The organism is Streptomyces sp. NPDC007905 (genome assembly GCF_042959345.1).
GTDB lineage: Bacteria > Actinomycetota > Actinomycetes > Streptomycetales > Streptomycetaceae > Streptomyces.
The window spans coordinates 1-23,369 of sequence record NZ_JBIBKS010000039.1 but is presented as its reverse complement, the minus strand read 5'-3'; the positions used below and the strand labels follow the sequence as shown (position 1 = coordinate 23,369).

Here is a 23,369-nt window from a genome sequence, read left to right as displayed (position 1 = left end):
GTTCTTCGGGGCGCTGTGTGGTCCGGCGGGGGCTTGGCGGCCTAGGAACCTTCGGCCCCACGCCGGACTCCTGCGTTTCAGGGGCGGCCGGCGAGTTCGTGGATGCGGTCGGCCAGGCGGGCGTCGGGGCGGCAGACCAGGCCGTCGGCGGTGTGATGGTCGGCCAGTTGGTCGACGTCGGCTTCCAGTCCGCCGGTCAGGACTGCCCGGCTGGCGTCGCGGCGGGCGGAGTCGTTGGTGAAGTGCTCCAGTGCCTTGAGGAACGCCTGGGTGTCGACTTCGCGATCTCGGGGCGTGTCCGGGCAGAACAGAGCGGTCACCTGCCGCTTCCAGAACTTCGCCTCACGCTCGTCGCCGAGAGCAAGGTGGTCGAGGTAGAGGCAGTACGCTGCGCCGCTGGATCCGGCGCCGGCGGCGAAGCGCCACCAGAAGCGGGCGCTTTCGGGGTGGTGGGCGAGGTAAAGCATGCAGGCGAAGACCTGGACGCCCTCGATGTCGACGCCGTCGGTCCAGCCGTCGAACTGTGCGACGGTGTCGTCGCCGCCGAGCAGCGCGGTCAGCTCCTCCATGTGGGCGGCCGCCCCGGCCTGGGTCACCACCACCCGGGTCATGACGCCGAGCCGGCGCCGGGCGCTGGGGTGGCCGCCGATGGGTGCCGGGTCGGGAGACGGGAGGTGGGCGGTGTCGCGGGCGATGCGGCGCAGTCCGGCGCCGACGTCGAAGGCGCGGCGGGGCTCGCAGACGGCGTTGTCGGCGTCGGCGAAGAGCTGTTCCCAGGTGTCGCTCACTGGGCGTCCTCCTTCTTGATCGGCCGCGTGGCGCGGCGGTGGATGGGGGCGAGGCGCTCCTGGGCCTTGCGGATGTGGTGAGTGACGGTGCCGGGAGTGAGGCCCATGTACCAGGCGATCTGCTTGGTGTCGTACCGGCCGATGAAGCGCAGGACGATCGCGTCGAACTGGCGCGGAGGGAGCTTGGCGAGGGCGGGGTACAGGCCGATGCCGCTGTCGCGCGCGGCGAGTTCCTCGCGGCAGCCGCCGATCAGTTCGTCGATGATGGCACGGCGCAGGATCTGCCAGGTCTGCGCCTGCAGGTCCGGCTCGGTAAGCAGGGTGTCCCAGCGGGTGCGGACCTCCACGTAGGCGAGGTGGACGGCCTTCTCGGCCCGTTCGTTGGTCAGCAGGATCTTCAGCGCGAAGTCGTGGAACGCCTCCTGGTTGGTGAGGTAGTGGGCCTCGAACTCCAGAGGGAGCTGGAGCGGGGCCTCCTCGGCCACCGGCATGCGGCCGTCCTCACGAACGTCGTCAGTCATGGGGTGTTTCGGTCCTCTTCGTTGAGGGCTGATGGAAAGAGCGGCTCCCGGGGCACCGCTGGGGATCACTCAAGCGGCCCAATCGGCCGAACACGCATGCGCGGCCTCACGAATTTCACGCGGTGCGGTCGACTCGGTGCTCAATGTGATCAGTGGGGTGCTTGAGGCCCCTCTCTGACCTGCACCGACAGTCGCTCAAAGGCGCGGCGCATGCGCGTTGCGTGATCGACATCACAGAAGGACGCTCCCGACGCGTTAGTGACTTCCTGCCACCATCGAGTGAATCTCGCCAAACTCCGCACGCTGATGGACAAGTTAAGTTCGGGAGGTCCGCCCCCGCTCTTCGGCCCGGCGGCCCTCCGAACCCGACGCCGTCGCGGCGCGAGCAGCCAGCTCCGCCCCGCGGTCACGCCGTCTGCTCCAGGCGCGTCGGCACGACCTGGCGGCTGGCCTTAGACGCCATCCGCTTATCGATGACGGGGCTGGTCCGGTCGAACAGGGTTCCTGTTCGGGTGATCGCGCGAGGGCCGACGCATGACAGCAGGGCCTCTTGGTAGGTCGGGGGTGCGAACCAAACCGATCACCAGGAGGCCCTGTTGCCGCAGTCTTTCGCGCTCACCTGTGTGGAGTCCAACTCGCCGTCCCTGTCGTGTGACTGTCTCGCGCACAGGTTCGGCAACGCGGGCGACGGGCCGGAGCGCGTCCGGAGTTACGGCTGGGACATGACGGACGCGGAATGGCAGGTCATCCGGGCAGTGCTGCCGGTGCCCGCGTGGCTTGAAGGACGGGGCGGTCTTCGAGGCCCAGTTCACCGAGGCGAGCTACGGATTCCGGCCCAAGCGGTCCGCGATCGACGCGTGCGAAGCCGTGCGCGTCGCGGCAAACCAGCGGCGGGAGTGGGTCTTCGAGGCCGACATCCGGGACTGCTTCGGCACGATCGACCACGACGCGCTCATGTCCCAGGTGGCCCGGCATGTCGTGGACCGGCCGATGCTGAAGTTGATCCGGACCTGGCTGCGGATGGGAGTCCTGGAGGGCGGGGTGATCTCCCCGACCGGGGCAGGAACCCCACAGGGCTCACCGATTTCCCCGCTGCTGGCCAACATCGCCCTGCACGTCCTCGACGAGGCATGGCAGGACGAGGGTCGCCGGCTGGGGGCGTTGGTGAGGTACTGCGACGACTTCGTGGTCCTGTCGCCGATTCAGACAACGGACCGAGCAGGTCCAGCAGTTGGCGGCGAGAGTGCTGGAACGGCTCGGGATGCGACTGCACCCCGAGAAGTCCGGTATCACCTGCCTCACCCGGGGCGGGCAGGGCTTCGATTTTCTCGGCTTCCACCACCGGAAAGTGGAATCGTGGAAATGGCGAGGCAGGTTCTACCTGCAACGCTGGCCCTCGGCCCGAGCGATGCGGGTGCTGCGGGACAAGGTCCGCACAGCCACCGCCCGCTCGAAGACCGAACGGCCGGTGTCCGCCGTGGTCGCCGACGTCAACCCCGTACTGCGGGGCTGGGCAGCGTACTTCCGCAACGGGAACTCCGGGCGGAAGTTCAAGGTCGTGTCCCCCGTCGTGGTGTAGCCGATCACGGTCCGTCGCCTCCGCTTCGGAAGCGTCTCGCACGTGCCGCCGCGGTCCGTCGTGCGATCACCGCTGGTCCCAGCTCGGCGATCCCCAACAGGGCCTCCGGCGAGGCGATTTGGGCCGCGACCTGCGGATTCCGCCAGCTTGATCGGCTACACCACTCGGCGGGACGCCATCAAGTTCAACGCGGTCGACGTCTACGTCCACGAACGGCTGGCCATCTTCGCCAGCCGGAAACACAGACTCCGAGGCCGGAACTGGACCACCCGATTCACGTACGGATGGATCACCCGGATCGGGGTCTATCGCCTCACCGGAAACGTGCACAGGGCGACGGCGCATGCCAGTCGGTGAACGATGTCGGAAAGCCGTGTGCGGGAGAACTGCATGCACGGTTTGAAGCGGCGGGGGCTGGAAACGGAGCGGTAGCCACCGCGCCAGTCCCCGACCCTACTGAGCGTCGGCCCCGATGCACGGCGAGGAGGTGCTCGCGGTCACCACAGCCGCGGCTGCTTCAGGTCGCCCAACGCCCGGCGAGCGGCGAGTGCGCGCACCAGCGGATCGCCGAAGCCGAGGAGCTCGATCACGTCCTCGAGCCTCTCCTCCAGCAGGGGCTCGAGAGCGTCGAAGCGCCCGGCCAGGACCAGCACCTCCATGAGGAGGGCCACCGACTTCTTGGTGCGGTCGTCGGACCGGCCCAGATACCGGTCTGCTGCGTCCAGCGTCTCCCTGGCCTCCTCGACCGCGTCGTCCCACCGTTCCTGCCGAAAGTAGACGATCGCCAGCAGCCGCCGAGTTGCGACAACGGCAGGATGGCCGGCGCCGAGGGCGGCCTCGCCGCATTCGAGCAGATGCCGGACCTCTGGTTCGACCGCGTCCGAGTCCGGTTCCGGGTCTCGCTCGACCAGCAGTGCGTGCCATCGACCCAGCTCGTCGTAGATCGCCTCCGCAGTGAGCTCCTCCTCCGACCGGGCCTGCGCCGGCTCCTCCGGTTCGACCGCCGGACCGTCCGCACCTCCCTGAGCGCTCTGAGCGCTCTTCAACCGCGTCCTCAACAGGACGGTGTCGGGGTCGTCCGGTCCCAGGGCCGACTCGAACTCCGGGAGGAGCGCGGTCCACACGCGCGCGGCCTCGTCCCGGAGACCCGCTCTGTCGTGGACGACGCCGATGTTGTTCCGGGCTCTCAGGGTGTCGCGGTGCGCTGCTCCCAGGCTCGCCGTCCGGTCGGCGACGACCCGTTCGACGACCTCCAGTGCCCGTTGGTGGTCACCTGCCTCCAGGAGGGTCTCGCCGAGCCCGGTCTCCAGGTCCGACACCATCTGATGCCCTGCGCCGCTGATCTCCACCTGGACGGCGATGAGGTCCTCCCAGATCCGGGCGGCACGCCGGTACTGCCCCACCTCACAACAGGCGCGCGCGAGCCTGCTCCTGCTCTGCCGGCTGGCCGGTGAGTCCGGTGGGAACCACAGCTCGATCACCTCGTTGACGCGCTCGCACAAGGGCAAGGCTGCACGCCACAGCCCGCTTTCGAACAGCATGTCGATCACGCGTTCGAGGAGAAGGGCGATGTCCGTGCCGTGATCCTCGGCCCTGGTGAAGCCCAGCCAGGCGGACAGGTGCGGGGTGAGTGTGATGCAGCGCGCGGTCTCGCCCGGAGCCCCGGGGGCGCCGAGGTAGCCGGCGATGCCTGCGATCGCGGTGAACTGCCACCGCTCACCGAGAAATCGGCGGAATTTCTGCTGGACCCGGGGCGCGACGGAGCAGGTGCCGTCCGAACCTCGCGTCAACAGCCCGGCCCTGACGAGCGCTGCCAGGTCCGCATCGCGATCCGGCGTCGACGGGAGCAGCTCGACCGGAGTGCGGTCGGGGGCCAACCAGGCGGTGGTCGCGAGGACGGCGAGCGCCGTCCCGGGGAGAGATCCGAAATCGAAGTCGCCCATACCGATTACGCTCCGGTGTGCACGAACGAGGCCCAGACCGTCGGCGTCGCGGGACAGTGCTCGCGCAACCGGCGGACGGCGAGGTGCAGAGCGTGGGCGGAGGTCTCGACCCGGAGTTCCCGACTCCCCGCATCCGTGAGGTGGGAGTAGAAGGTGTCGAAGATCTCCCCGGCCGTCGCATCGCTGACCGGCCAGAGCGCACCGATGACGTGGCGGAATCCGGCGAGTTGGAGGGCGCCGGTCAGGTGCAGTCCTTCGTCGGTCAGGTCCGAGCCGGTCTCGGCGGTACTGCAGGCCGACAACACCGCCAGCTCACGGCCGGCCAGCTGGAGCGCGGCGAGCTCGGCCATCGTCAGCGGGGTCTCCCCGTGGTCGGCGAGCAGGAGTCGGCTCATGCCCGGAGAGTGGATGTCGGTCACCGCGTGGCAGGCCAGGTGGACGTTCGCGTGGCTTTCCAGCGCCGCCAGGAAGGCCTGCTTCGTCGCCTCGGTCCCAGTCAGCAGGCTCGCGTTGGGCAGCCAGTGCCGGATCGCGGCGACCTCCGTGTCGACGCCGCGCAGCGGGACGGTCGCGGGGGCCTGCACCTGCGCGACGATCACCGTCCGGCTCGGGCCGGTGCCCTCCGGCATCTGCCGCACGAAGTGCAAGGCGCGCAGACTCGTCGTGTAGGAGGAGACCACTCGGTCGAGCACGCCGTCCGCAGTCCCGTCGCCGGCGGCGTGCCAGGGCAGGTGGCTCAGGAATCCGAGCGGACACCACCACATGCGCGGCCAGTCGCCGCCCTGGGACACGGGTTCCAGCCCGAGCTCGGCGAGGATCGGCTCGGCGGCGGCCGTCCAGAGCCAGGCCAACGTGTCACGCACCGCTGCCTGTGCCTGGAGGCGAACCCGCAGGGTGTAGGTGGCCGTCAGCGCGTAGTGCCGGGCCGTCAGAAAGGTCAGCACCCGTTCCTGGGCCCCCTTGTGGGCCAGTTCGGGCAGTTCTAGAATGCGGACGGGCCGGTCGGCGTCGGCGGTGACCAGGACGGCGTACCCCTTTTCGTCGCCGGTAGCGATCAGGGCGATCGGGCCCTGTGCCGCCGTATCGGCGAGCGAGTGCTGCGCGTCCGGTGCGGCCGTGGCGTGCAGGTTCCGCCAGCGGTCCATCAGCCTTCGCCGTTCCTGCGCAATGTCCCGTTCTAGCTGGCGACGCAGGGAACTCGTCCCTGTCGCACTGTCGCGGAGATCGAGGGCCCGCAACGCGGCGGTCAGCTGCAGAAGTTCGGCGGTCTGTGACGAGTCTGTGACGGATGCACCCGGGTGGACGGTCATGACGTCCTGCGACAGCAGGCCGCGGCTTCGCTCGATCAACTCGACTGTCCGCACCGGGTCCTCGGCCGCGATCCCGGCCTCGATGAGCTGCCCGGTGAACCCGCGGTAGCGGCGCAGGACGTTTTCACGGTCGGCCCGAAGCGGGCCGGAAGCGACGTTCAGCCGACGGAGGTCGATCATCTCCGCCAGGTCGTCCAGGGTCCGGCCGGCTGTCGGCGCCGGCAGCTGGCTGCGCAGCACCGCCGCGATCGTCCTGACGTCGAGCCGGGCGTACGGCGAGTCGATCACCCGGTCGAACCCGGCGCGCGCCTCCAGGGCATGGCTCGGGTCTTTGGTGACCCTTGCCAAGTTTCCCAGCGCCGTGGCGCGTTCCAGTTCCGCGGCGACCAGGGTCCCGCGCATGGCGACGTCGGCGCGGGCCAGCACCTGCTCGGCGAGTCCGATCGCCGCCCGGAGCCGCTCGACGTCGCCCGTGGCCACGCCCCGCAGGACCTGGACACGAGCCAGCTCGCACAGCACCATCGGCTCCTCCGGGCCCCCGGGTGGTACCAGCGCACGCGCCTGTTCGCCGTACTCGACGGCCTCGTCGATCGTCGCCACCGACCGGTGCGGGGAGCGGCGGAAGATGTCGCCCAGAACCCTGGTCAGCAGATGCAGGATCGCCATTCGCTGCGCCGCCGGGAGGTCCGGGAACTCATTGGCCCGCTTGAGGGAGGTGAGTGCTTCCTCCAGCAGCTCCAGGCTCTGGCGGCGGCCGCCGTCGTAATGAACGGCCTTCGCATGGCTCAGGTAGGCCCCCGAGGCGACAACGGCATCGGCGTCGTTGACGACCTCGATCGCGAGCCTGCTCTCATGGACCGCCTCGTGCAGTGCTTCCAGGTCGTCGGTCAGCTCGTAGACGATCCGGTGAGCCTCCGAAAGTGCGGTCCTGACGAGTCTCGCCTTCGCCGGATCCGATTGCTGAAGGGACTCGACAGTGGTGCGTGCCAGCGCGACCGCCTCCCGCGCCGGGTCCGGGTCATGGGTCTGCTGGGCGAGCCTGCCCAGCTTGGCCGCCAGGTAGATCCTTGCCAAAGTCTGTGTACCGCCGTCCTGCGCCACGGTCAGCAGGCGCCGGCTCAGTCCGACGGCCCGTCGGAGTCCGTCGATGTCACTCTCCTCGGCCAGATCCTCCAGTGCCGCCTCGCAGAGGACCACGAGCACCGCGGTCTCGGTCGGGCGGTGCGGCGGCGACGAGGCCAGGAGGTCGTGGCAGCGGGCCACGGCGGTGGCCCGCTCGCCCGGCCCGGAGGCCAGAAGTCTCGTCAGCACGGCCGACAGATGCCCGACCGCCAGGCTCTTCAACTCCTCCGGAAGCTCTCCGTACAGGTCGAGTGCCTTGAGCAGTGGCTGGACCTCATCAATCAGCAGGCCGAGCTGCATCAACGCATTCATCAGGGCGAAGCGATGGTCCACCTCTGCCGAAGCCATCGCGCGTAGCCTGTCGCGCCCCGCCAAGTCATACAGGGCCGTGTCATGGTGGTGGTCCATCAAGGGACGGTCGGCCTCCTCGGGGCGCATGCGAACGTGTACGAGGCCGCCCACGTCGACGGCCCGCATGCAGACGTCCCGCTCGTGAGTGGCCGCGCGCAGGACACTCAGGACGACGAGGAGTTGCTTGAGCACCCTGGTCAGCTCGGGATGATCCGGAGTGGCAGCCACGAGGGCCAGCTCGAGAATGTCGACGGCGAGCCTCAGGGTGGCGAGGTCACCCGTGTCGGTGTAGCTCAGGAGCGGCCCGCCGTGCAGCTCCAGCCAGACCGTGGGGTCGGTGACGAACCCGGTCTGGGGGGAGAAGGTGGCTAGGGGGTCGTGACCGGCCCGGTAGACGCGGCTCATCTGCTCGGGGACGAGATCCGGCGTCACGGCGTAGACCGGTCCGAACAACTGGCCCGCTATCTCCAACTCCAGCATGTCCTGTCCGGGAGGTCCGACCAGGCTGCGCTCCAGGAACATTCCGGCGGAGAGCCCGATGGCCTGCAGATCGAACTGCCCCTTTCGACGATGCCCCAGAAGTGCCACCACCTCAGCCAACGCGTCCATCGACAGCAGTATCTCCCGGCCCGAACCGCCCCGGGCAGCGCCCAGTCTCGCGAAGACCTTCGCCACCAACTCGTCACGCATCCGACCGCCCCCCGCCCCTCACAGCGGGCACCAACTACCGCTGTTTTAGCCTAAACTGATGGTATGCCAGGTACCCCGACGGGCCGACGCTCGAACGACGCGGTGACCGAACTCGCCGAGCGGGTGGAGAAGCTCTGCCGGGAGTACGGCCGCAATGATCAACTAGCCGACCTGCTGACGGCGGCTGGCGCAGACGACCTCCTCCGACAAATGATCGAACTGATGGCCTCGGGCGACCGCCCGTTGGACAGGATGACGGACCTCCTCGACCGGCTCGACGCGGCGGCGACCCCCTGCGGTCTTCACGGTCTGACCCGGCCGGACCGGACGTGGAGCCCGCTGCCGGGAGTCCGAACCCCTCGTGAGGCACCGCCCCTGCGGGTTTGCCCGGTCCGCTGGTGCACCCGCGCCGAGGAGAGCGCGGCCAGCTGCGCCCTGGTCGACCGCCCTCTCACCCTCCTGCCGTGACACCGTGACCACACTGCTCCTGGGAATCTCCAAGAAGGCCGCCGAGCGCTGGGCCGCGCTGCTGCTCGGCCCCGGCCTGCTCTTCGTCATGTGCCTGGCGATCGCGCGGCACTCGGGCTTCCGGCACGCGGTGGACCTCCGGTACCTCCGCACCTACCTGAACGCGTTCGCCGGCTCGCAGGCACACAAGCAGCCGGCCGAACTCCTCGCCGCCCTGCTGCTCGTGACCGCCCTCGCAACTGCCGCCGGGGCAGCTGCGGCCTCTGTGGGCCGAACCTTCGAGCGGGCCTGGATCCCGGACCGGCCGCACTGGTACGTCACGGTGCTCACCCATCGGCGCATCCGTCGCTGGACCACCCTCACCCGCACCCTCCAGGAGGCTCGTGACCAGCGCGTTCACGACCGCCTCCACGGGACGCCGCCGAACCGCCGTCGTCCGACCGAAGCCCGACTTCGCGCGAAGCAGGAGCGGCTCTTCCCGGACGGCCCACCGGACCGGCCGACCTGGACGGCCCAGCGCATGGCCACCGCCACCGGTCGGGTCCGGCAACGCTACGGCGTCGAACTCGCAGAGATCTGGCCGCACATCTGGGCGGTCGCCGACGGCGAGGCCCGCAAGGACATCCAGGGCGTTCGGGATAGCTATGCCGACGCCAGCCGACTCGCCGCCTGGGGAACGGCCTACCTGCTCGTCACCGTCTCCACCGGCTGGTGGCCGGCCTCCCTCATCGGCGCCGTCCTCGTCGGCACGGCCGTCCTGCGGGCACGCGCCGCGATCGACGCACTCGCCACCCTGGCCGAGAGCACGGTCGACCTCAACATCCGCAAGGTCGCGGAGCAGCTGGGAGTCGCGTGCCAGGCCGGGTTTGACGCGACGGCGGCAACCTCCCTCAACGCCGTCCTGCGCCCGCGACCGTCGATCACGCCCTGAACCGGCCGGTCCTGCGTCCTTACGGAACCCGGACGAGGAGCGGCCGGCGCGTGCACAGGAATACGGCGGCCTCGTAGGTTGTCAGTAGCAGCGAAAGCCGATGTCCGTCACTGAGGGAATGGAACCATGGCGACCGAGAAGGCCATCCTCGCCGGGGGTTGTTTCTGGGGTATGGAGGAGCTCTTCCGCCGCCAGCCCGGAGTGGTGTCCACCCGCGTGGGCTACACCGGCGGCGAGGTGCCGAACGCCACCTACCGCAACCACGGCGACCACGCCGAGGCCATCGAGGTGGTCTACGACCCCGCCCGGACGGACTTCCGAGCCCTGCTGGAGTTCTTCTTCCAGGTCCACGACCCGTCCACCAAGGACCGCCAGGGCAACGACATCGGCACCAGCTACCGCTCGGGGATCTTCTACCTCACCGACGAGCAGAAGCGGGTCGCCGAGGACACCATCGCCGACGTCGACGCCTCGGGCCTGTGGCCGGGCAAGGTCGTCACCGAGGTCACCCCCGCCGGAGACTTCTGGGAGGCCGAGCCCGAGCACCAGGACTACCTGCAGAAGTTCCCGAACGGGTACACCTGCCACTTCCCCCGCCCGGGCTGGAAGCTGCCCCGCAGCGCCGACGCCTAGTAGGGCTTGGTCAGGTGCGTATCGGTGTAGGTATGTCGCGGTGGCAGGTGGGGCAGGCGCCGGCCCAGGCGGCGAGGAGTGTCTGGAGTTCTCGGACGACTTGGTAGAGGCTCAGTCCTGCGCCGCGTCTTTTGGGTCTCGTGCCAGTCGTTGCAGGGTGCAGAAGGCGTGGGCGGCGGAGACGAGGGTGACGTGGTGGTGCCAGCCGTTCCAGGTGCGGCCTTCGAAGTGGGCCAGTCCCAGGGCCTGTTTCATCTCGCGGTAGTCGTGCTAGTCCACTACGACCAGCCGGAGGCCTGGCGCGCCGCGATCGAACCGTTCCTGGAAGCGGTGTTCGTGCCCTGAGCCCGACGCCCGGCCGGTCTGGCACCGGCCGGCCGGGTCAGGGCGTACCCACGAGCTGCCCGGCGCGGACGCCGACCACCTCGGTCAGAGAGCGCTGGTGGATGCCGATCCGCCACGCGTCGCCGTCGAAACCCGTACACGACTGCTTCAACAGCGCATGGATGGTCTTGGAGACCTCGAACACCGTCGCCTGGCCGATCACCACGGGACCGGGATCGTCCATCGCGTCGCACAGGAAGACTTCCAGCCCGTCGTCATACTCGACGACGGGCCAGTCGCAGAGGCGGGTCAGGAGCAGGAAGCGCTCCACGGTCGGTTCGAACAGGACCGCGTCCGTCTGCATTTCTCCCTGAACCATGAAGAAGCGGATCGCCGCGTGGGCAGTGGCACCGACGAGGGCTTCCTCGACGAGCCCGACATCGCCATCCGTCTGCAGCGCGCTCACCTCCTCGACGCACCACTGTCGGGCGGCGGCGGCGTTGCGGAGCATGACCGGACGCCGTGACATGACCGGAAGACCGAACGCTGGCGACGCCTGGCCCCTGATCGTCAGTGCGTTGCGCATGATCACGCGCAGCCGCAGGGCGTCGTCGAGATCGGCGTGCTCCTCGGGGCTCTGCCTCTCCAGCAGGGCCAGGGCGTCCGCGGACTGGGCCACGTCCTTCAGCGCCGTCCCGTACCGGACGTACGGCAGCATGGACTCGATGTAGTCGGCAGGTGGTGGCAGTCCCGGTACATCGGCGATCTGTTCGCCGATCGCGAGGTCGGCGAGCTGCAGAAGGCACTGCGTGCCGAGGTGCGGAAGGGACTCCAGCGACAGCCGGGCCGTGTTCGTCAGCTCTTCGAGCGCGGCGTACATGCCGATCCTCTTGCGCCGAGTGTGCTCGTCGAACCATGGTCCTGCCGCTGCCGCGGAGCGCGACCTCAGCAACTCGACGGCGAACGCGGAGGCATGGCTCTCCATCACCTCGCGGGTGGTGCGGTTGGTGATGGGTGTTCCGTCCGGCCGGTAGACGACGTCTCGTGGGTTCCATGACTGGAACGTTCCGAACAACAGCGGGGAGAAGTGGGTCAGTGCCTCCCTGGCCGTGTCCAGTGCGGCATTCAGTTCGTTCAGCGGACGGCCCAGCGGCGCGCCGAACAGGAAACGTATCAGCGTTTCCAGAGCACTGACGGTGTGCAGATCCTCGGCGAGCGGCGCCGCGACGTCCTTCACACGGACTTTGGTCCAGGGGGTGGGCAGGCGGAGCGAGGGATCAGCCGCGAGCGTGCACAGCAGGCGCAGTCCCAAACGTGCCTGTACCAGCGCGGCGGTCCGGTAGACCAGGCCGAACGGCGTCGCCGCCCATTGGCACCGATGCAGGAACTCCTCGACGATGACGGCGAGCCCGGAAAGGTCCTCGGCCCGCCGCACCTCGTAGTCGATGAAGGGGAACTCATCGGGAATGCGGACGTTGAAGCACAGATTGTCCGTACGCGGTTGGTAACTGCCACTCAGGTTGGGGGGAACGGTCAACTGGAGGCGCCGCATCCGCAGAGCTGGTTCAGGCCCCGCTTCATCACGAGGGCAGTGACGAGCGCCACCGGCAGACCGCCCACCACCGTGGTGATGAGGTCGGCGACCGCCACCGCGATCTCGACGTGGTCCGTGAGGTCGCCATTCGCCTTCTTCTCGCAGTAGCGCCACTCGTCGCAGATGCGTCGGCGCAGAGGGGCCGACAACTGTTCGAAGCGGCGTCGTCCGGCGTCCCTCGCCTCGTCGGACGAGAACATCGTCTCGGCATGCTCCGGGTCGGACTGCGCCAGGAGCACGAGCAGTTCGTCGATGTCCTTGCCGAGCAGCTTCTCCAGCTCCGCGCGGTCGGACGACATCTGTCCTTCGGACATGTCTCTCCTATTGTGCTGTTCTCTCCAGTACGCCGAACGTTTGAATCGTAGGCATACGCGCCGTCAGCAGGAGCCGGAAACCTCGTATTCGCCCAGATGAACAAGCTCCGCCTGGTGTGCGGGCGGTGCTGCAACGACGGCCTGGACGAGATGGAGCGCCTGGCCGCGCTCGCCGGGCAGCCGGCATGAGCTCCGCGCGGGGCACGCGGTCTAACCTCACGCGCGCTCAGCGTGCCGGGCCGGGCTCGAAGGCCGGAACGTCGGCCGGGAACAGGTCCGGACGTGCCCGGTGCCAGCTCGCGGGGTGACGCCACCGGCCTGCACCGTCACGGGCGACGTCGACACCGACCTCCACCACCAGCTCCGGCGCCACGAGAGTGACGTGCAGCCTCTCGCGCGAGCCCCACCCGGCGCTGAACGTCCAGCCCGTCCAGGGATGATCGTCTCCGGCCGAGGTGAGGAGCCCGGCGACCGCCCGGCCCGCGGTCTGCGGGAGAGTGGTGCTGCGTCCGACGTAACGCAGTCGCCCGTCGGCGTCGTACCGGCCCAGCAGCAGCGTGCGGGGAGCCGCCGGGGAGCCGGTGAACGCGCCGACAATGGCGTCCTCGGTCTCCCGGGCCTTGTACTTTCTCCAGCCTCGGACGGACGGCTCGTACTTTCCCTCCAGCCTCTTGTAGACCACGCCTTCGAGCCCGACCGCCGTCCAGCTGGTCAGCCACTCGCGCACGGTGTCCGGATCGGTGGTCGACGGGCACAGCACCCACGGTGCGGTGAGCCGGTGGTCGGCGAAGAGGGCTTCCAGGGCGGCCCTGCGGCGGCGGTAGGTCCACCCGACCGTGTCGGTGCCGGAGAGCCGGAGCAGGTCGAAGGCCACGAAGTGCGCCGGCCACTGCTCGGCGAGCCGCAGCGCACCCGCGCCGCGGCACTGAAGGCGGCCCTGCAGCCGCTCGAACGCCAGACGGCCCGCGGCATCCCACACGACCAGCTCCCCGTCCAAGGCGGTCGCATCGGGGAGCTGCGCAGCACCGGCCCGCAGCTCCGGAAAGGAGGGTTCGAGGTCGGTGCCCCTGCGGGAGCGCAGGATCAGGCGGTGAGCGTCCCAGGACAGGAGTGCTCTCCAGCCGTCCCATTTCGGCTCCGCCGCGTGCCCCGGGGGCAGGGCGGGGTCGGACACAGGGGCGGCGAGCATGGGCTCCGGCAGCGTCCAGGTCATGGGCGATGCCTTCCACAAGTTGCTGTGTGGCTCTACCCGGTTGGTCGGCGGGCCCGATCGGCGAGGCGCGGCACGTGCCGCTTAGGGTCCGTGCCTGTGGCAGAGGCCATCGAGGAACTGATCGAACTGGAACGATCCGCCGAGCAGAAACGCGTGAAGCTCGCGGGTCACACCGGGACGGAATACGACGCCCAGTGGCGCCATTGGCGCGAGGCGATCGACACCGCTCAGTCGGCCGTCACCGCGCACGCTGCGGCGGCGGGGGACAACCGGTACGAGCTGGAGCACGCCGCGTAGAAGGCGGTCCGGCTCACGGACGAGGAGCCAGTTGAGAGTGACCCCCGCGGGCCCGTGATCAGCAGGTTCACGCCGCGCCTGGAGGGCTACCCCCAGGCCTGCCGGCACAGGCTCACGATGTCGGGGGCCGCCACTTTCTCGGCGCTGCGGCACAGCTGTCGCATGCGCTGGGGATAGGTCCGCGTCCGGGGCACCGGTCGGGCCCGGGGCACCTGCACGACAGGATGCCGCGTCCCAGGACGCGGAGGAGGGGCAGGCCGACGGCGTGGCGCGGGATGAGATCGGGGAGCAGTTCTATGCGCCGGCTGCGCGTGAGTCACTGGTGGCTGGCTCCGGTGGCGGCGCAGGTGCCGTGCCTTAGCTGTGTGCCGCGCCTGAGTGGGCCCGGTGCGCACCAGCGCGGAGCGCGCCGGGGGCAACGATCCCATCGGCACCGTGGACGCTGGCCCGTCCTGTACGAGGGGAGCCCGTAGGCCCAGGGTACGGCCGTCGTCCGGCGAGAGGCTGGGCGTCACGGTGGTACAGCCCGTGACGGCCAGCAGCGCCAAGAGGAGAAGGGCCAACGATGACCGGCGGGGGAGCACCGGATCACTGTGCTGCACCAGGGGCATCCGCGAGTGGCACCACGCGGCCGGTCACCGCAAGGAGGGATGCCTCGGCAGGCGGCTGACGCCGCAGCGGAGCCGCCAGCGGTCAGCCGAGCACGCCCAGTTCCGTGTGCGGCCGACATTGCGTGCACTGCGGAATGTTCTGCCGTTGGCGTCCACGGCTTGGTCCCGGGTGGCGTCCTAGGCCTGCATCAGCGGCCGCGCGCCGTACCGGCCCCGGGAGCAGCCGGCCATCCTCAAGCTGCCCGCGCGCTTCAGCACCACGGCGCCGTGCCGCCTCTCGCAGGGCCTGGGCGGGACCGTTCCGGGAGTCACCGGCCTGTCCGCTGACCGGCTGACGGTGTCCTAACGGCGCAACTCGGCGACTAAACAGAGAGGTTCGGAAAGGCTTGGTTCGGTAGAGGCAAAGGTTACGCAGGTCGCTTCTTGTTCACTCCGCAGGATCTACTCGCATAGAGCGAGCGGTGGTGTCATGCCGTCAGTCGCCCGGCACCCCACCCTCCGGGCCGATCCTGCAGGAGAACCCCACATGCGTCGCTTCACCGCCACCCTCACCGCCCTGGCCCTCGGGTCCGCAGGCCTGATCGCCGCCACGGCCAGCACCGCCCAGGCATCGACCTGCTCCCACGCCTACCTCCCGCTACCCGACTCCTCGTGCACGCCCGGCGCCTACAACCCCGACGTCACCCAGTCGAACATCCACAGCACCATCTGCGTCTCCGGCTGGACCGCCACCGTCCGCCCCCCGACCTCCTACACCAACCCCCTCAAAGCCCAGGGCATCACCGACTACGGCTACACCGACACCAACAGGGCCGACTACGAGGAAGACCACCTCGTCCCCCTCGAACTCGGCGGCGCACCCCGCGACCCCCACAACCTGTGGCCCGAGCCCTACTCCGGCTCCCAGACCGCACACTCCAAGGACGGAGTAGAGACCAAACTGAAGAACGCCGTCTGCGCCGGCACCATCACCCTGTCCGCCGCCCGCAGCGCCATCAAGAACAACTGGACCACAGCCCTGCAGGTCACCGGAATCGGCTGATCGAGATGACCGCCGGGACCTCCAGACGGCCCTGCTGGACGTCCCGGCGCCGACACCTAGCGGCGCCTGCCCCAGCATCAGGCTGCCCGGTTCATCCGGGGCTGAGCAGCCCGGATGGCGAACTTCTCCCGGGCATGAGCTGGAACGGGTGGGACTGACGGGCACGAGCCCGCGCCCATCCTCGTGTGCTCGCGCATGGCATGGGTCCCCGGAGGGACCGGACGGGCATGTCAGCACGCTGTCAGCCGACCCTGCGACAGTAGGTCCTGTGAACGGCAGCGGGCAACACCCGGGCCGGACACGGGGAGAGGTGCCCGGAGTGGTTGATCGGGGACCAGCGAGCTCGCCTCACGGTCGGGCCCTTCGGGGCCCACGCAGGTTCGAATCCTGCCCTCTCCGCCGTAACCCCCTTCCGGGGGCTGCGTGCGCCAGGCCCGGTGCATAGGTCCTTGAGCCGGCGGTCCCCGTTGGGTCTGTTACTCACTTTTGGGTGAATGCGTCTGCTGAATTGGGGTGGCGTGTCCTGGCGGATGGTTGCCTCAGGCCTGCAATTCCACGGTGACCATGCCTGGCAGAGCGTCAATCTGCCGCATTCACGGCATAGATGGTTGTTGCATGCGAGTGTCACGAAGATCTGGTGAATCTGTAATGCCGTGCGCATTTCCCTCACCTTGCGGGGGTTTGGGTTGCAGGGTGTGGGTGTGCGGCCGGCTGGCTGCGCACCAGCACAACGCACTCCGCTGGCCTGGGGTTTCTGGCGCCACGGGCCGGAGTCGGGGTGTGCGCACTAAGGGGGACCCTGGTGTCCGTTGCTTCTTCCGTCCGTCGTATGACCGCCGTCGCTGCTGTTGCGGCCGCCGCCGTGGGCGCGGTGGCGCTGCCGGCTTCGGCCGCCGACCACCACCCGGGCCGCGCGCACGCCGCGGTGTACATCTCGGGTGTGCAGTACGACTCCCCGGGCCGTGACAACCGCTCCAACTGGTCGCTGAACAAGGAGTGGGTGGACATCACCAACTCCACCCGCCGGGCGGTGAACCTGGACAGCTGGACCCTCGCCGACGAGGACGGCCACTCCTACACGTTCCGCCACGTCCGCCTCGACGGCCGCTCCACGGTCCGCGTCCACACCGGCATCGGCCGCGACACCCGCACTGACCTCTTCCAGGACCGCCGCGCCTACGTGTGGAACGACGACCACGACATCGCGACGCTGCGCAACGACCGCGGCCGGTACGTCGACGAGGTCTCCTGGGGTTGCCACCGCGGACACCGCCACTGATCCCCCCTTTGCCAGTGGCGGTAGGTGACGCCAGCCGGTGAGCCGGCGCCCGATGATGGGCTTTCCCGTACCGCGGGGAGGCCCATCTGCCGTTCCCAGGACACCCATCCTGGCTGCCGCCCGCGCCCGGCTGGAGGCGGATGCCGATGCCGCCGCGCGATGCCGGGCTCGTGCGCTTCCCGTACGGCATGCGTACGGGAAGCGCACGCATGCCGTTGACCGGCCCATGGCACGCTACAGAGTCGGTGGCGGCTACCACCACGTCCGCCTGGCGGGATGAGCGGGCGGAGCCGGACCCGCGCCAGCCCCTCGAGAGCCGCCCACCGCTTCGTAGGCAGGTTGGGGAGGTGTCACATCGCCCGGAGGCACCTACGGCTTCGCCAGCGCTCCGTCTGCTTCAAGGCCATAGCGCGTAGCGGAGTTGTGGTCGACCGCCTTGTTGGGGAATCGGCGGGATCAGTGGCCGGCGCCACCGGCCCCGTAGTGGCCGCTGATCTGGTCGCGGTAGGCGGGGTCGCCCAAGTGCTTGTCCTTGTCGAACTCCGGTGCGCGCTTGATCTGCTCTTTGGAGCGAGCGACAGTGATGGTGCTCGCATTGTGGTCGATGAGGGTGATCGTAGCGGCTGGGAGCAGGACCTCCTTGCCGAAGATCCACTTTCCGGTGTCGACGACCATGTACTGCGATCCGACGTCGTTGGAGTGCTTGTCGACCTTGCCGATGTGTCCGTCCGTCGCTTCCACCGCATAACCGGTCAGATCGGCGTCAGGAGTGTGGCCGGCCGTCGGGGCGTAGTTCCACATGTTCTCAGTCACGCTCATCCTCCACAGATGCGCTAGAGAGATCCCTGCGCATCTCGGTTTCCGTCTCGGGGGCTCCAAATGTCCGTGAAGCGGGCTTGTAAACACCGTCAAGGCTGTCGACGCCTGCCACCGCTACCTGGCCGGCCACCTCGGCCAACGGCGGCAGCGTTCGTCAGCCGTTCGGAACCGCGCACCGGTCCCGCGCCCCGCGCCGACCACGCTTGGCGCCGGGGTCGCGTCGGTTGATAGTCGCGGCTCGGGGTAGCGAAGCGGCATGGCAACCGAGAACAGCTCCGTCTTCGCCGGCGGCCGGTTCCAGCTCGAGATCGACGTCCCGGCCCTAACCGCCGTTCTCGACGGCGAGTACGCCGGGATCCGGGACCTCGTCCGGACTAACCTGGTCACCCATGCCGCCGTCCTCGACGAGGCCGACGCGCTCGGCATCGACGCGTTCCGCGAGAGGGTCCGCGATGTCGTCGTCCAGTTGGCCGCGACAGGTCAGACCGGCATGGGCTTCCCCGGCGCGTACGGCGGCGGCGACGACGTCGGCGCGTCGATCGCCGCCTTCGAGACCCTGGCATTCGGCGACCTCTCCGTCCTCGTGAAGGTTGGCGTCCAGTTCGGGCTCTTCGGCGGAGCCATCCTGCATCTCGGCACCGACCACCACCACAAGACATACCTGCCCCGCCTGGTCACCGGAGAGCTGATGGGCTGCTTCGCCATGACCGAGGTGGGTCACGGTTCCAACGTCCAGGCGCTCGGCACCATCGCCCGCTACGACCCCGAGAACCGGGAGTTTGTCCTCACCACTCCCGACGAGCAAGGTCGCAAGGACTACATAGGCAACGCCGCGCGCCACGCCGAACTCGCCGTCGTCTTCGCCCAGCTGGAGGTGGACGGCCGGACCGAGGGAGTCCACGCCTTCGTCGTTCCTCTACGGTCGGACGGCCGGGTCCTGCCCGGTGTCGCCATAGAGGACGACGGCCGGAAGATGGGCCTCAACGGCGTCGACAACGGACGCATCCGCTTCGACGGGGTACGCGTCCCCCCGGGAGGCGCTCCTCGACCGCTTCGCCCAGGTCACCCCCGAAGGTCGCTATGAGGGCGCCATCGAGAGCCCCGACCGACGCTTCTTCACCATGCTCGGCACCCTCGTGCAGGGCCGAGTCAGCGTTGCCGGAGCCGGAGTCAGCGTCGCCAAGGTCGCACTAGTGGTCGCCACCAAGTATGCCGACCGGCGGCGCCAGTTCAAATCGTCCCGGGACACCGAGGAACAGGTACTCCTCGACTACGGCCTCCACCAGCGCCGGCTGCTCCCCCTCCTCGCCCGCACCTACGCGCTGCACTTCGCCCAGGACGTCGTACGAGCCCAGCTGCACGAGGTCTTCTCCAGCATCGAAAACGACCCGCAGGCACGGCGCCGCCTTGAGTCGCGAGCCGCCGGCATCAAGGCACTCGCCACCTGGCACGCCACCCGCGTCGTCCAGGAGTGCCGCGAGGCGTGCGGTGGCGCGGGATACCTTGCCCGGAACCGTTTCGCCGCCCTCAAACGGGACAGCGACGTCTTCACCACCTTCGAGGGCGACAACCACGTGCTCCTCCAGCTCGTGGCCAAGGGCCGGCTCACCGATCACGCGACCGAGTTCGAGGACCTCGACCAGCTCGGTATGGTCCGCTACGTCACCGGCCTCGCCGTCGAGACCGTCATCGAGCGGACCTCGGCGCACAAACTCCTCGAACGTGTCCGTGACCTGCTGCCCGGCGGTGACGCATGGGACCGGGAAGCTGGACTCCTCGACTCGGAGTACCACCTCGCCATGGTTCGCTTCCGCGAGGGAGCACATGCTCGCCGGCCTCGCCCGCCGCATGAAGCGCGGCATCCAGCAGGACGAGCCCGGCGCGGTCTTCTCGCTGATCCAGGACCACGTCATCGCCCTCGCCCGGGCCCACGTCGAACGGCTGGTCACCGAAGCCTTCGTCGACAAGGTGCGGGCTCTTCCTGAAGGCACAGAGAAGGATGCCCTGGGCCTGCTGTGCGACCTGTTCGCGCTCTCGACCATCGAAGCCGACCGTGCCTGGTTCATGGAACACGGCCGGCTGACCGTCCAGCGGTCCAAAGCGATCAGTCGCGAGGTGAACGACCTCTGCCGCAAGGTGCGCCCCCTCGCCGTCGACCTCGTCGACGCCTGGGGCATCCCGGCTCCTGTCCTGCGAGCACCGGACCTGGTCGGCCCCGCCGACTGACGGCAGGGACGAGCAGCGCGGCGACGACGACGGCTGCGGAGGCGGTGCGGACGAAGCGCACAGGACGGAATCCTCGCGGAGATCACGAACGGGTCCGCCGCTGTGCATTCGGACGAGCGAGTCGACAGCCACCGGACCGCGTGAGACACACGCAGCTACGCCGTGGTCAGCTGATACCAGGGCTTGTGCCAGCGGGCCTCGCACCAGGAGAGGGCGCCGAGCGCTATCACCGGGAGCAGCCACGGGCCGGCCGGGACGCGCGCGGCGGGGTGCGTCCACGCCTTTCGCCTAGCTAGCGCTGCAGCGCCCGGACCGACGGCGTGATCATTGCTGCCTTTCGGTCCACATCCTGCACCTTCGCCGACGTATCTGATGGTGTTCTTAGGGATCTGGTGGTCGTGGATGATGTTCCCCTGGTTCGCCTCCTACGACACCGACGATCTGCCTTACCGGCTGCTTACCTTCCTGCAGATGGTCGGCGTGCTCGTCTGCGTCGCGGGCATCCCCGAGCAAGCGCAGGTCAAGGGAACTTCGCCGTCTGTCGTCTCTCTTCTGCCTTCTACCGGGTCGTCCCGGAGCGGGAGACAACCGGGTCGGGGACTCAGATACCGATGGGTGCCGTGGGGCGGTTGGCGAGGTGGTCCTGTAGTTCGCGCTGGCGGAACTGATAGGCGATGCCCGCCATGCGGAGCAGTCCGAGCTGGTGGCAGCGGTCCAGGAATCTGCCGAGCCGCCAGGGCAAGTGGCGGCGCGCGCAGACCAGGAAGGCCATGTAGCGGATGGCGACCGCCCCCGGGCCGCCGATGAGTCCGAAGGCGACCGCGAGAGCGAGCCCCCACGCGACGCCGCACACGGCGCCGACCGCGACACCGAGCCCGCCAGCGAACCCGAACCCGAACGAGCTGGCGAGTCCATTCAGGAGGCCGAACCCGAGCACCATGATGAGCATGCCGGTCAGGTCAGCCCTTAGGGGCGCCCGCGGATCGATCACAGAACTGCTGCCCCTTTGCTGGAAGCCACTGCCCAGGATGGTGCCGAGGACGACCGTGGTCACAGCACCGTAGGCGATCCCCGGCGCGTCCCCGTCACGGATGCCGATGGCAATTCCAAGGCCGGTGCCCGCCGTGACAGCGGGAAACAACGCCACGAGGCCACGGCGGCTGCGCAGTCGCTGGAAGTCAAGCCTTCGGGGCACCGGCCAGGAACGTCTGTGAGACATCATCCCCGCGAAGGGGGCGAGCATGGCGACGACACAGGGAATGACCAACGACCAGTGCAGCAGCACGCAGAGCGTGCCGAACGTGATGCAGAACGGAAACACCATGACGTGGGTGACGATGGCGCCGACGATACGGGCCCGGTCACCGGCCAAGGGCCACAGTTCGTGCAGGACGATGTCGCTGCCGGACAGCTCCCGGCCAGCCACCCGACGGGGAGTGTGCAGGGCGTTGGTGTGCAGGTAGTGGGCGAGAGCCGCCAGATGACGCCAGGTCCTCTCCGGGTCCAGCCGGACCGTCCGGGCGCGGGGAGCCGCCTGCTCGCCGTCGCCGCTGAGGGGCGCATTGACGGCGGCTTTGATGTACCGGTCGAGCAGATGGCAGTAGAAATCTCTGCTGCAGGCGAGGGTAAGGAGGTCAGCCGGGTTGCGCAGGAAACCGCCGTCGTCGCCGCGTTCCTCGTAGACGACGGCTGCCAACGTCAGGCGCCAGGGGCTGTCGAGCTTCCTTGCCAGCGGCGACCGCGCCGACGGCTGACCGGTGGGCGGGGTGACCGCGTCGAGGACGGGCTGCCAGCGGGCCAGATTTCGTGCGGAGTACCCGACCCGTGTTTGGAGATACTCCACGATCCGCTCGGGGTCGATCCGGGCGATCTGCACCCGGGCCGTCTTCTGCGGCTGGGCCTCCGCGGCGACGAGAGCATTGTAGGCAACGTGACGACAGGTCAGCACCACAGGAGCCTTCTCACCGGCGTGGTCGTGGAGTTCGACGGCACGCAGCAGTCGCGCGGCGCGGGAGGTGCCGCCGGGTGTGGGAGCGGTGTCCATTTCGTCCAGGCCGTCGATTACCGGGAGCACCAGGTTCTCGCGGACCAGGCGGCGGGCGTCCTTCGGGGTGAGACGATAGGTACGCACCAGGTGATGGGTGAGCCAGTCACGGATCGGCGTGCCCGGCCACGCGGTGGCTGCGAGCCGAACCGGTACCGGGTCACTCTCGCCGCGGTCGCGGATGAGACCGAGCACCAGGGCGATGGCCAGGACGGTCTTTCCTGCTCCTGCGTCGCCTGCTTCGCGGCGCCGTCCACGGCTGCCGCGGCTGCCGGGCGGGCCGGTGATGACCAGGCGTGCCGGCCGAACCGGCCGGTAATATCCGGCGATGTCTTTCAAGGTGCCGTGGCCGGCGGCGCCCTCCACGCCATAGGCATCCGTACAGGTGAAGGCGAGGTCGATTGGGCCGTTCAGCGCCTGCCGGTCCCCGCCCAAGAGCTGCCTGTACTGTGCGCCCTCGGTGGTCAGCACGCGCGTGGCCAGGTCAGCGGCGATCACTGGACCTGTGCGGGCCTCGCGTAGCGCGACCACTGCCAGCCGCACACCCCACACGCCCATGACGGTGCCCAACACGCCCGGCAATAAGGACAGCACCCCTGCGGCGTCGCCGTACTGCAAGTGTCCCTTGGTCAGCGCCCGCAGCGTCCAGAACGCAGCGGCCACGCACACCAGCCCGCCGATGGCTCCCAGGCAGTACCAGCCGACCGCTCTCCTCGTCTCCATGGCCGGGATCATCGCCTGCCCCACCCGTTAATCGCAGGGATGTTACCAATTCTCTGCATTGAGCAGCCGTTGTCGTACCGATCTTGTTGGACGCCGGCTCGAGTGCGGTGGCTCGGTATGAAGGCGGGGCCTCCTGCCCAGCTCGGGATTGTCGAAATCCGAACGAGCTGGCCCTGGGAGGCCCGTGTCGCAGGATTGCGGTTGTGCTCGTGGTGTCCAAATCGGTTGCTCAGTAGCGTGATTGGGCTGGTAGTCCACCGACAGCGCCGACCAGTGAAGCCCCTCACGCCACATGGGCAGCTGCGACTTCTGCTTCGCCGCCGGCGAGGGCGGAATGGGTTCGGAACTCGCCGACGCAGACCTCTACCGTGAACGCGCTAGTTGCAGGGCGGTCTCGCTTACACACTGAACCGCCCCGGGTTCGGTAGAGATCTCAGACTGTGGTTGTGACTTGGGGTTTCGTGAGTTCGGTGTAGTAGTTGGCTTCGTATTCGACGGGCGGGACGTGGCCTATCTCACCGTGGAGTCTTCGGTGGTTGTACCAGTC

Annotated in this window: 16 protein-coding genes and 6 pseudogenes; 12 read left to right on the top strand and 10 right to left on the bottom strand. The window is 68.9% G+C overall.

The window, feature by feature from the left end; genetic code table 11:
• Positions 1-77 precede the first annotated feature (77 nt).
• Both ACFZDC_RS39110 and ACFZDC_RS39105 read right to left on the bottom strand, forming a co-directional pair.
• Complete coding sequence (locus tag ACFZDC_RS39110) at positions 78-788, bottom strand: hypothetical protein (protein ID WP_363269206.1); 711 nt, start codon at positions 786-788, stop codon at positions 78-80.
• Positions 785-1,309 (bottom strand): sigma factor-like helix-turn-helix DNA-binding protein, encoded by a 525-nt coding sequence (locus ACFZDC_RS39105; RefSeq protein WP_391331498.1) that lies wholly within the window; start codon positions 1,307-1,309, stop codon positions 785-787. The genes ACFZDC_RS39110 and ACFZDC_RS39105 overlap by 4 nt, the downstream gene beginning before the upstream one ends.
• A 777-nt stretch (positions 1,310-2,086) precedes the next feature.
• Between ACFZDC_RS39105 and ACFZDC_RS39100 the strand changes: the two are divergent.
• Together ACFZDC_RS39100 and ACFZDC_RS39095 are read left to right on the top strand one after the other, a co-directional pair.
• Positions 2,087-2,452 (top strand): annotated as a pseudogene (locus ACFZDC_RS39100) (reverse transcriptase domain-containing protein); the annotation flags it as partial.
• Between the two features lie 88 nt (positions 2,453-2,540).
• Positions 2,541-2,888, top strand: a complete 348-nt coding sequence (locus ACFZDC_RS39095) for a group II intron maturase-specific domain-containing protein (RefSeq protein WP_391331497.1) — start codon at positions 2,541-2,543, stop codon at positions 2,886-2,888.
• A gap of 497 nt (positions 2,889-3,385) precedes the next feature.
• Here the strand turns inward: ACFZDC_RS39095 and ACFZDC_RS39090 are convergent, their stop codons facing one another.
• Positions 3,386-4,831: a tetratricopeptide repeat protein gene (locus ACFZDC_RS39090; RefSeq protein ID WP_391331495.1), complete on the bottom strand. Its 1,446-nt coding sequence runs from the start codon at positions 4,829-4,831 to the stop codon at positions 3,386-3,388.
• A gap of 5 nt (positions 4,832-4,836) precedes the next feature.
• Complete coding sequence (locus ACFZDC_RS39085) at positions 4,837-8,304, bottom strand: CHAT domain-containing protein (protein ID WP_391331493.1); 3,468 nt, start codon at positions 8,302-8,304, stop codon at positions 4,837-4,839.
• Between the two features lie 63 nt (positions 8,305-8,367).
• On the opposite strand from ACFZDC_RS39085, the gene ACFZDC_RS39080 reads away from it, so the two are divergent.
• The 3 genes from ACFZDC_RS39080 to msrA all read left to right on the top strand — a co-directional run bounded on the left by ACFZDC_RS39080 (position 8,368) and on the right by msrA (position 10,336).
• Complete coding sequence (locus ACFZDC_RS39080) at positions 8,368-8,772, top strand: hypothetical protein (RefSeq protein ID WP_391331491.1); 405 nt, start codon at positions 8,368-8,370, stop codon at positions 8,770-8,772.
• 4 nt (positions 8,773-8,776) lie between these two features.
• A complete protein-coding gene (locus ACFZDC_RS39075; RefSeq protein ID WP_391331490.1) occupies positions 8,777-9,703 on the top strand; it encodes a hypothetical protein in 927 nt (308 codons plus the stop codon).
• 126 nt (positions 9,704-9,829) lie between these two features.
• Positions 9,830-10,336: a peptide-methionine (S)-S-oxide reductase MsrA gene (gene msrA / locus ACFZDC_RS39070; RefSeq protein ID WP_391331488.1), complete on the top strand. Its 507-nt coding sequence runs from the start codon at positions 9,830-9,832 to the stop codon at positions 10,334-10,336.
• Positions 10,337-10,447: 111 nt separating this feature from the next.
• Here the strand turns inward: msrA and ACFZDC_RS39065 are convergent.
• The 4 genes and pseudogenes from ACFZDC_RS39065 to ACFZDC_RS39050 form a co-directional block, all read right to left on the bottom strand.
• A pseudogene (locus ACFZDC_RS39065) lies at positions 10,448-10,606 on the bottom strand (IS701 family transposase); the annotation flags it as partial.
• Between the two features lie 112 nt (positions 10,607-10,718).
• A complete protein-coding gene (locus tag ACFZDC_RS39060; protein ID WP_391331487.1) occupies positions 10,719-12,197 on the bottom strand; it encodes a hypothetical protein in 1,479 nt (492 codons plus the stop codon).
• A complete protein-coding gene (locus ACFZDC_RS39055) occupies positions 12,194-12,568 on the bottom strand; it encodes a hypothetical protein (protein WP_391331485.1) in 375 nt (124 codons plus the stop codon). Before ACFZDC_RS39055 ends, ACFZDC_RS39060 begins: the two co-directional genes overlap by 4 nt.
• Before the next feature lie 226 nt (positions 12,569-12,794).
• Complete coding sequence (locus tag ACFZDC_RS39050; RefSeq protein ID WP_391331483.1) at positions 12,795-13,781, bottom strand: ATP-dependent DNA ligase; 987 nt, start codon at positions 13,779-13,781, stop codon at positions 12,795-12,797.
• Between the two features lie 96 nt (positions 13,782-13,877).
• Between ACFZDC_RS39050 and ACFZDC_RS39045 the strand changes: the two genes are divergently transcribed.
• The 4 genes and pseudogenes from ACFZDC_RS39045 to ACFZDC_RS39030 all read left to right on the top strand — a co-directional run bounded on the left by ACFZDC_RS39045 (position 13,878) and on the right by ACFZDC_RS39030 (position 17,010).
• The gene (locus ACFZDC_RS39045; RefSeq protein WP_391331481.1) at positions 13,878-14,078 is read left to right on the top strand and encodes a hypothetical protein; all 201 of its coding nucleotides are present in this window, start codon (positions 13,878-13,880) and stop codon (positions 14,076-14,078) included.
• A 1,137-nt stretch (positions 14,079-15,215) separates the two neighbouring features.
• Positions 15,216-15,731, top strand: coding sequence for a hypothetical protein (locus tag ACFZDC_RS39040; protein ID WP_391331479.1), 516 nt, complete (start codon positions 15,216-15,218; stop codon positions 15,729-15,731).
• A 304-nt stretch (positions 15,732-16,035) separates the two neighbouring features.
• Positions 16,036-16,130 (top strand): annotated as a pseudogene (locus ACFZDC_RS39035).
• A gap of 430 nt (positions 16,131-16,560) precedes the next feature.
• Positions 16,561-17,010 carry a lamin tail domain-containing protein gene (locus ACFZDC_RS39030; RefSeq protein ID WP_391331477.1) on the top strand — a complete coding sequence of 150 codons (450 nt, stop codon included), beginning with the start codon at positions 16,561-16,563 and terminating at the stop codon, positions 17,008-17,010.
• 456 nt (positions 17,011-17,466) lie between these two features.
• Here the strand turns inward: ACFZDC_RS39030 and ACFZDC_RS39025 are convergent, their stop codons facing one another.
• Positions 17,467-17,829: a PRC-barrel domain containing protein gene (locus ACFZDC_RS39025; RefSeq protein WP_391331475.1), complete on the bottom strand. Its 363-nt coding sequence runs from the start codon at positions 17,827-17,829 to the stop codon at positions 17,467-17,469.
• Positions 17,830-18,085: 256 nt separating this feature from the next.
• Between ACFZDC_RS39025 and ACFZDC_RS39020 the strand changes: the two are divergent.
• Positions 18,086-20,055, top strand: a pseudogene (locus ACFZDC_RS39020) (acyl-CoA dehydrogenase).
• 372 nt (positions 20,056-20,427) lie between these two features.
• Positions 20,428-20,571 (top strand): annotated as a pseudogene (locus ACFZDC_RS39015) (low temperature requirement protein A); the annotation flags it as partial.
• Between the two features lie 85 nt (positions 20,572-20,656).
• Here ACFZDC_RS39015 and ACFZDC_RS39010 read toward each other — a convergent pair.
• Positions 20,657-22,822 (bottom strand): NACHT domain-containing protein, encoded by a 2,166-nt coding sequence (locus ACFZDC_RS39010; RefSeq protein WP_391331474.1) that lies wholly within the window; start codon positions 22,820-22,822, stop codon positions 20,657-20,659.
• 310 nt (positions 22,823-23,132) lie between these two features.
• On the opposite strand from ACFZDC_RS39010, the pseudogene ACFZDC_RS39005 reads away from it, so the two are divergent.
• Positions 23,133-23,227: pseudogene (locus tag ACFZDC_RS39005) on the top strand (SAM-dependent methyltransferase); the annotation flags it as partial.
• Between the last annotated feature and the right edge of the window lie 142 nt (positions 23,228-23,369).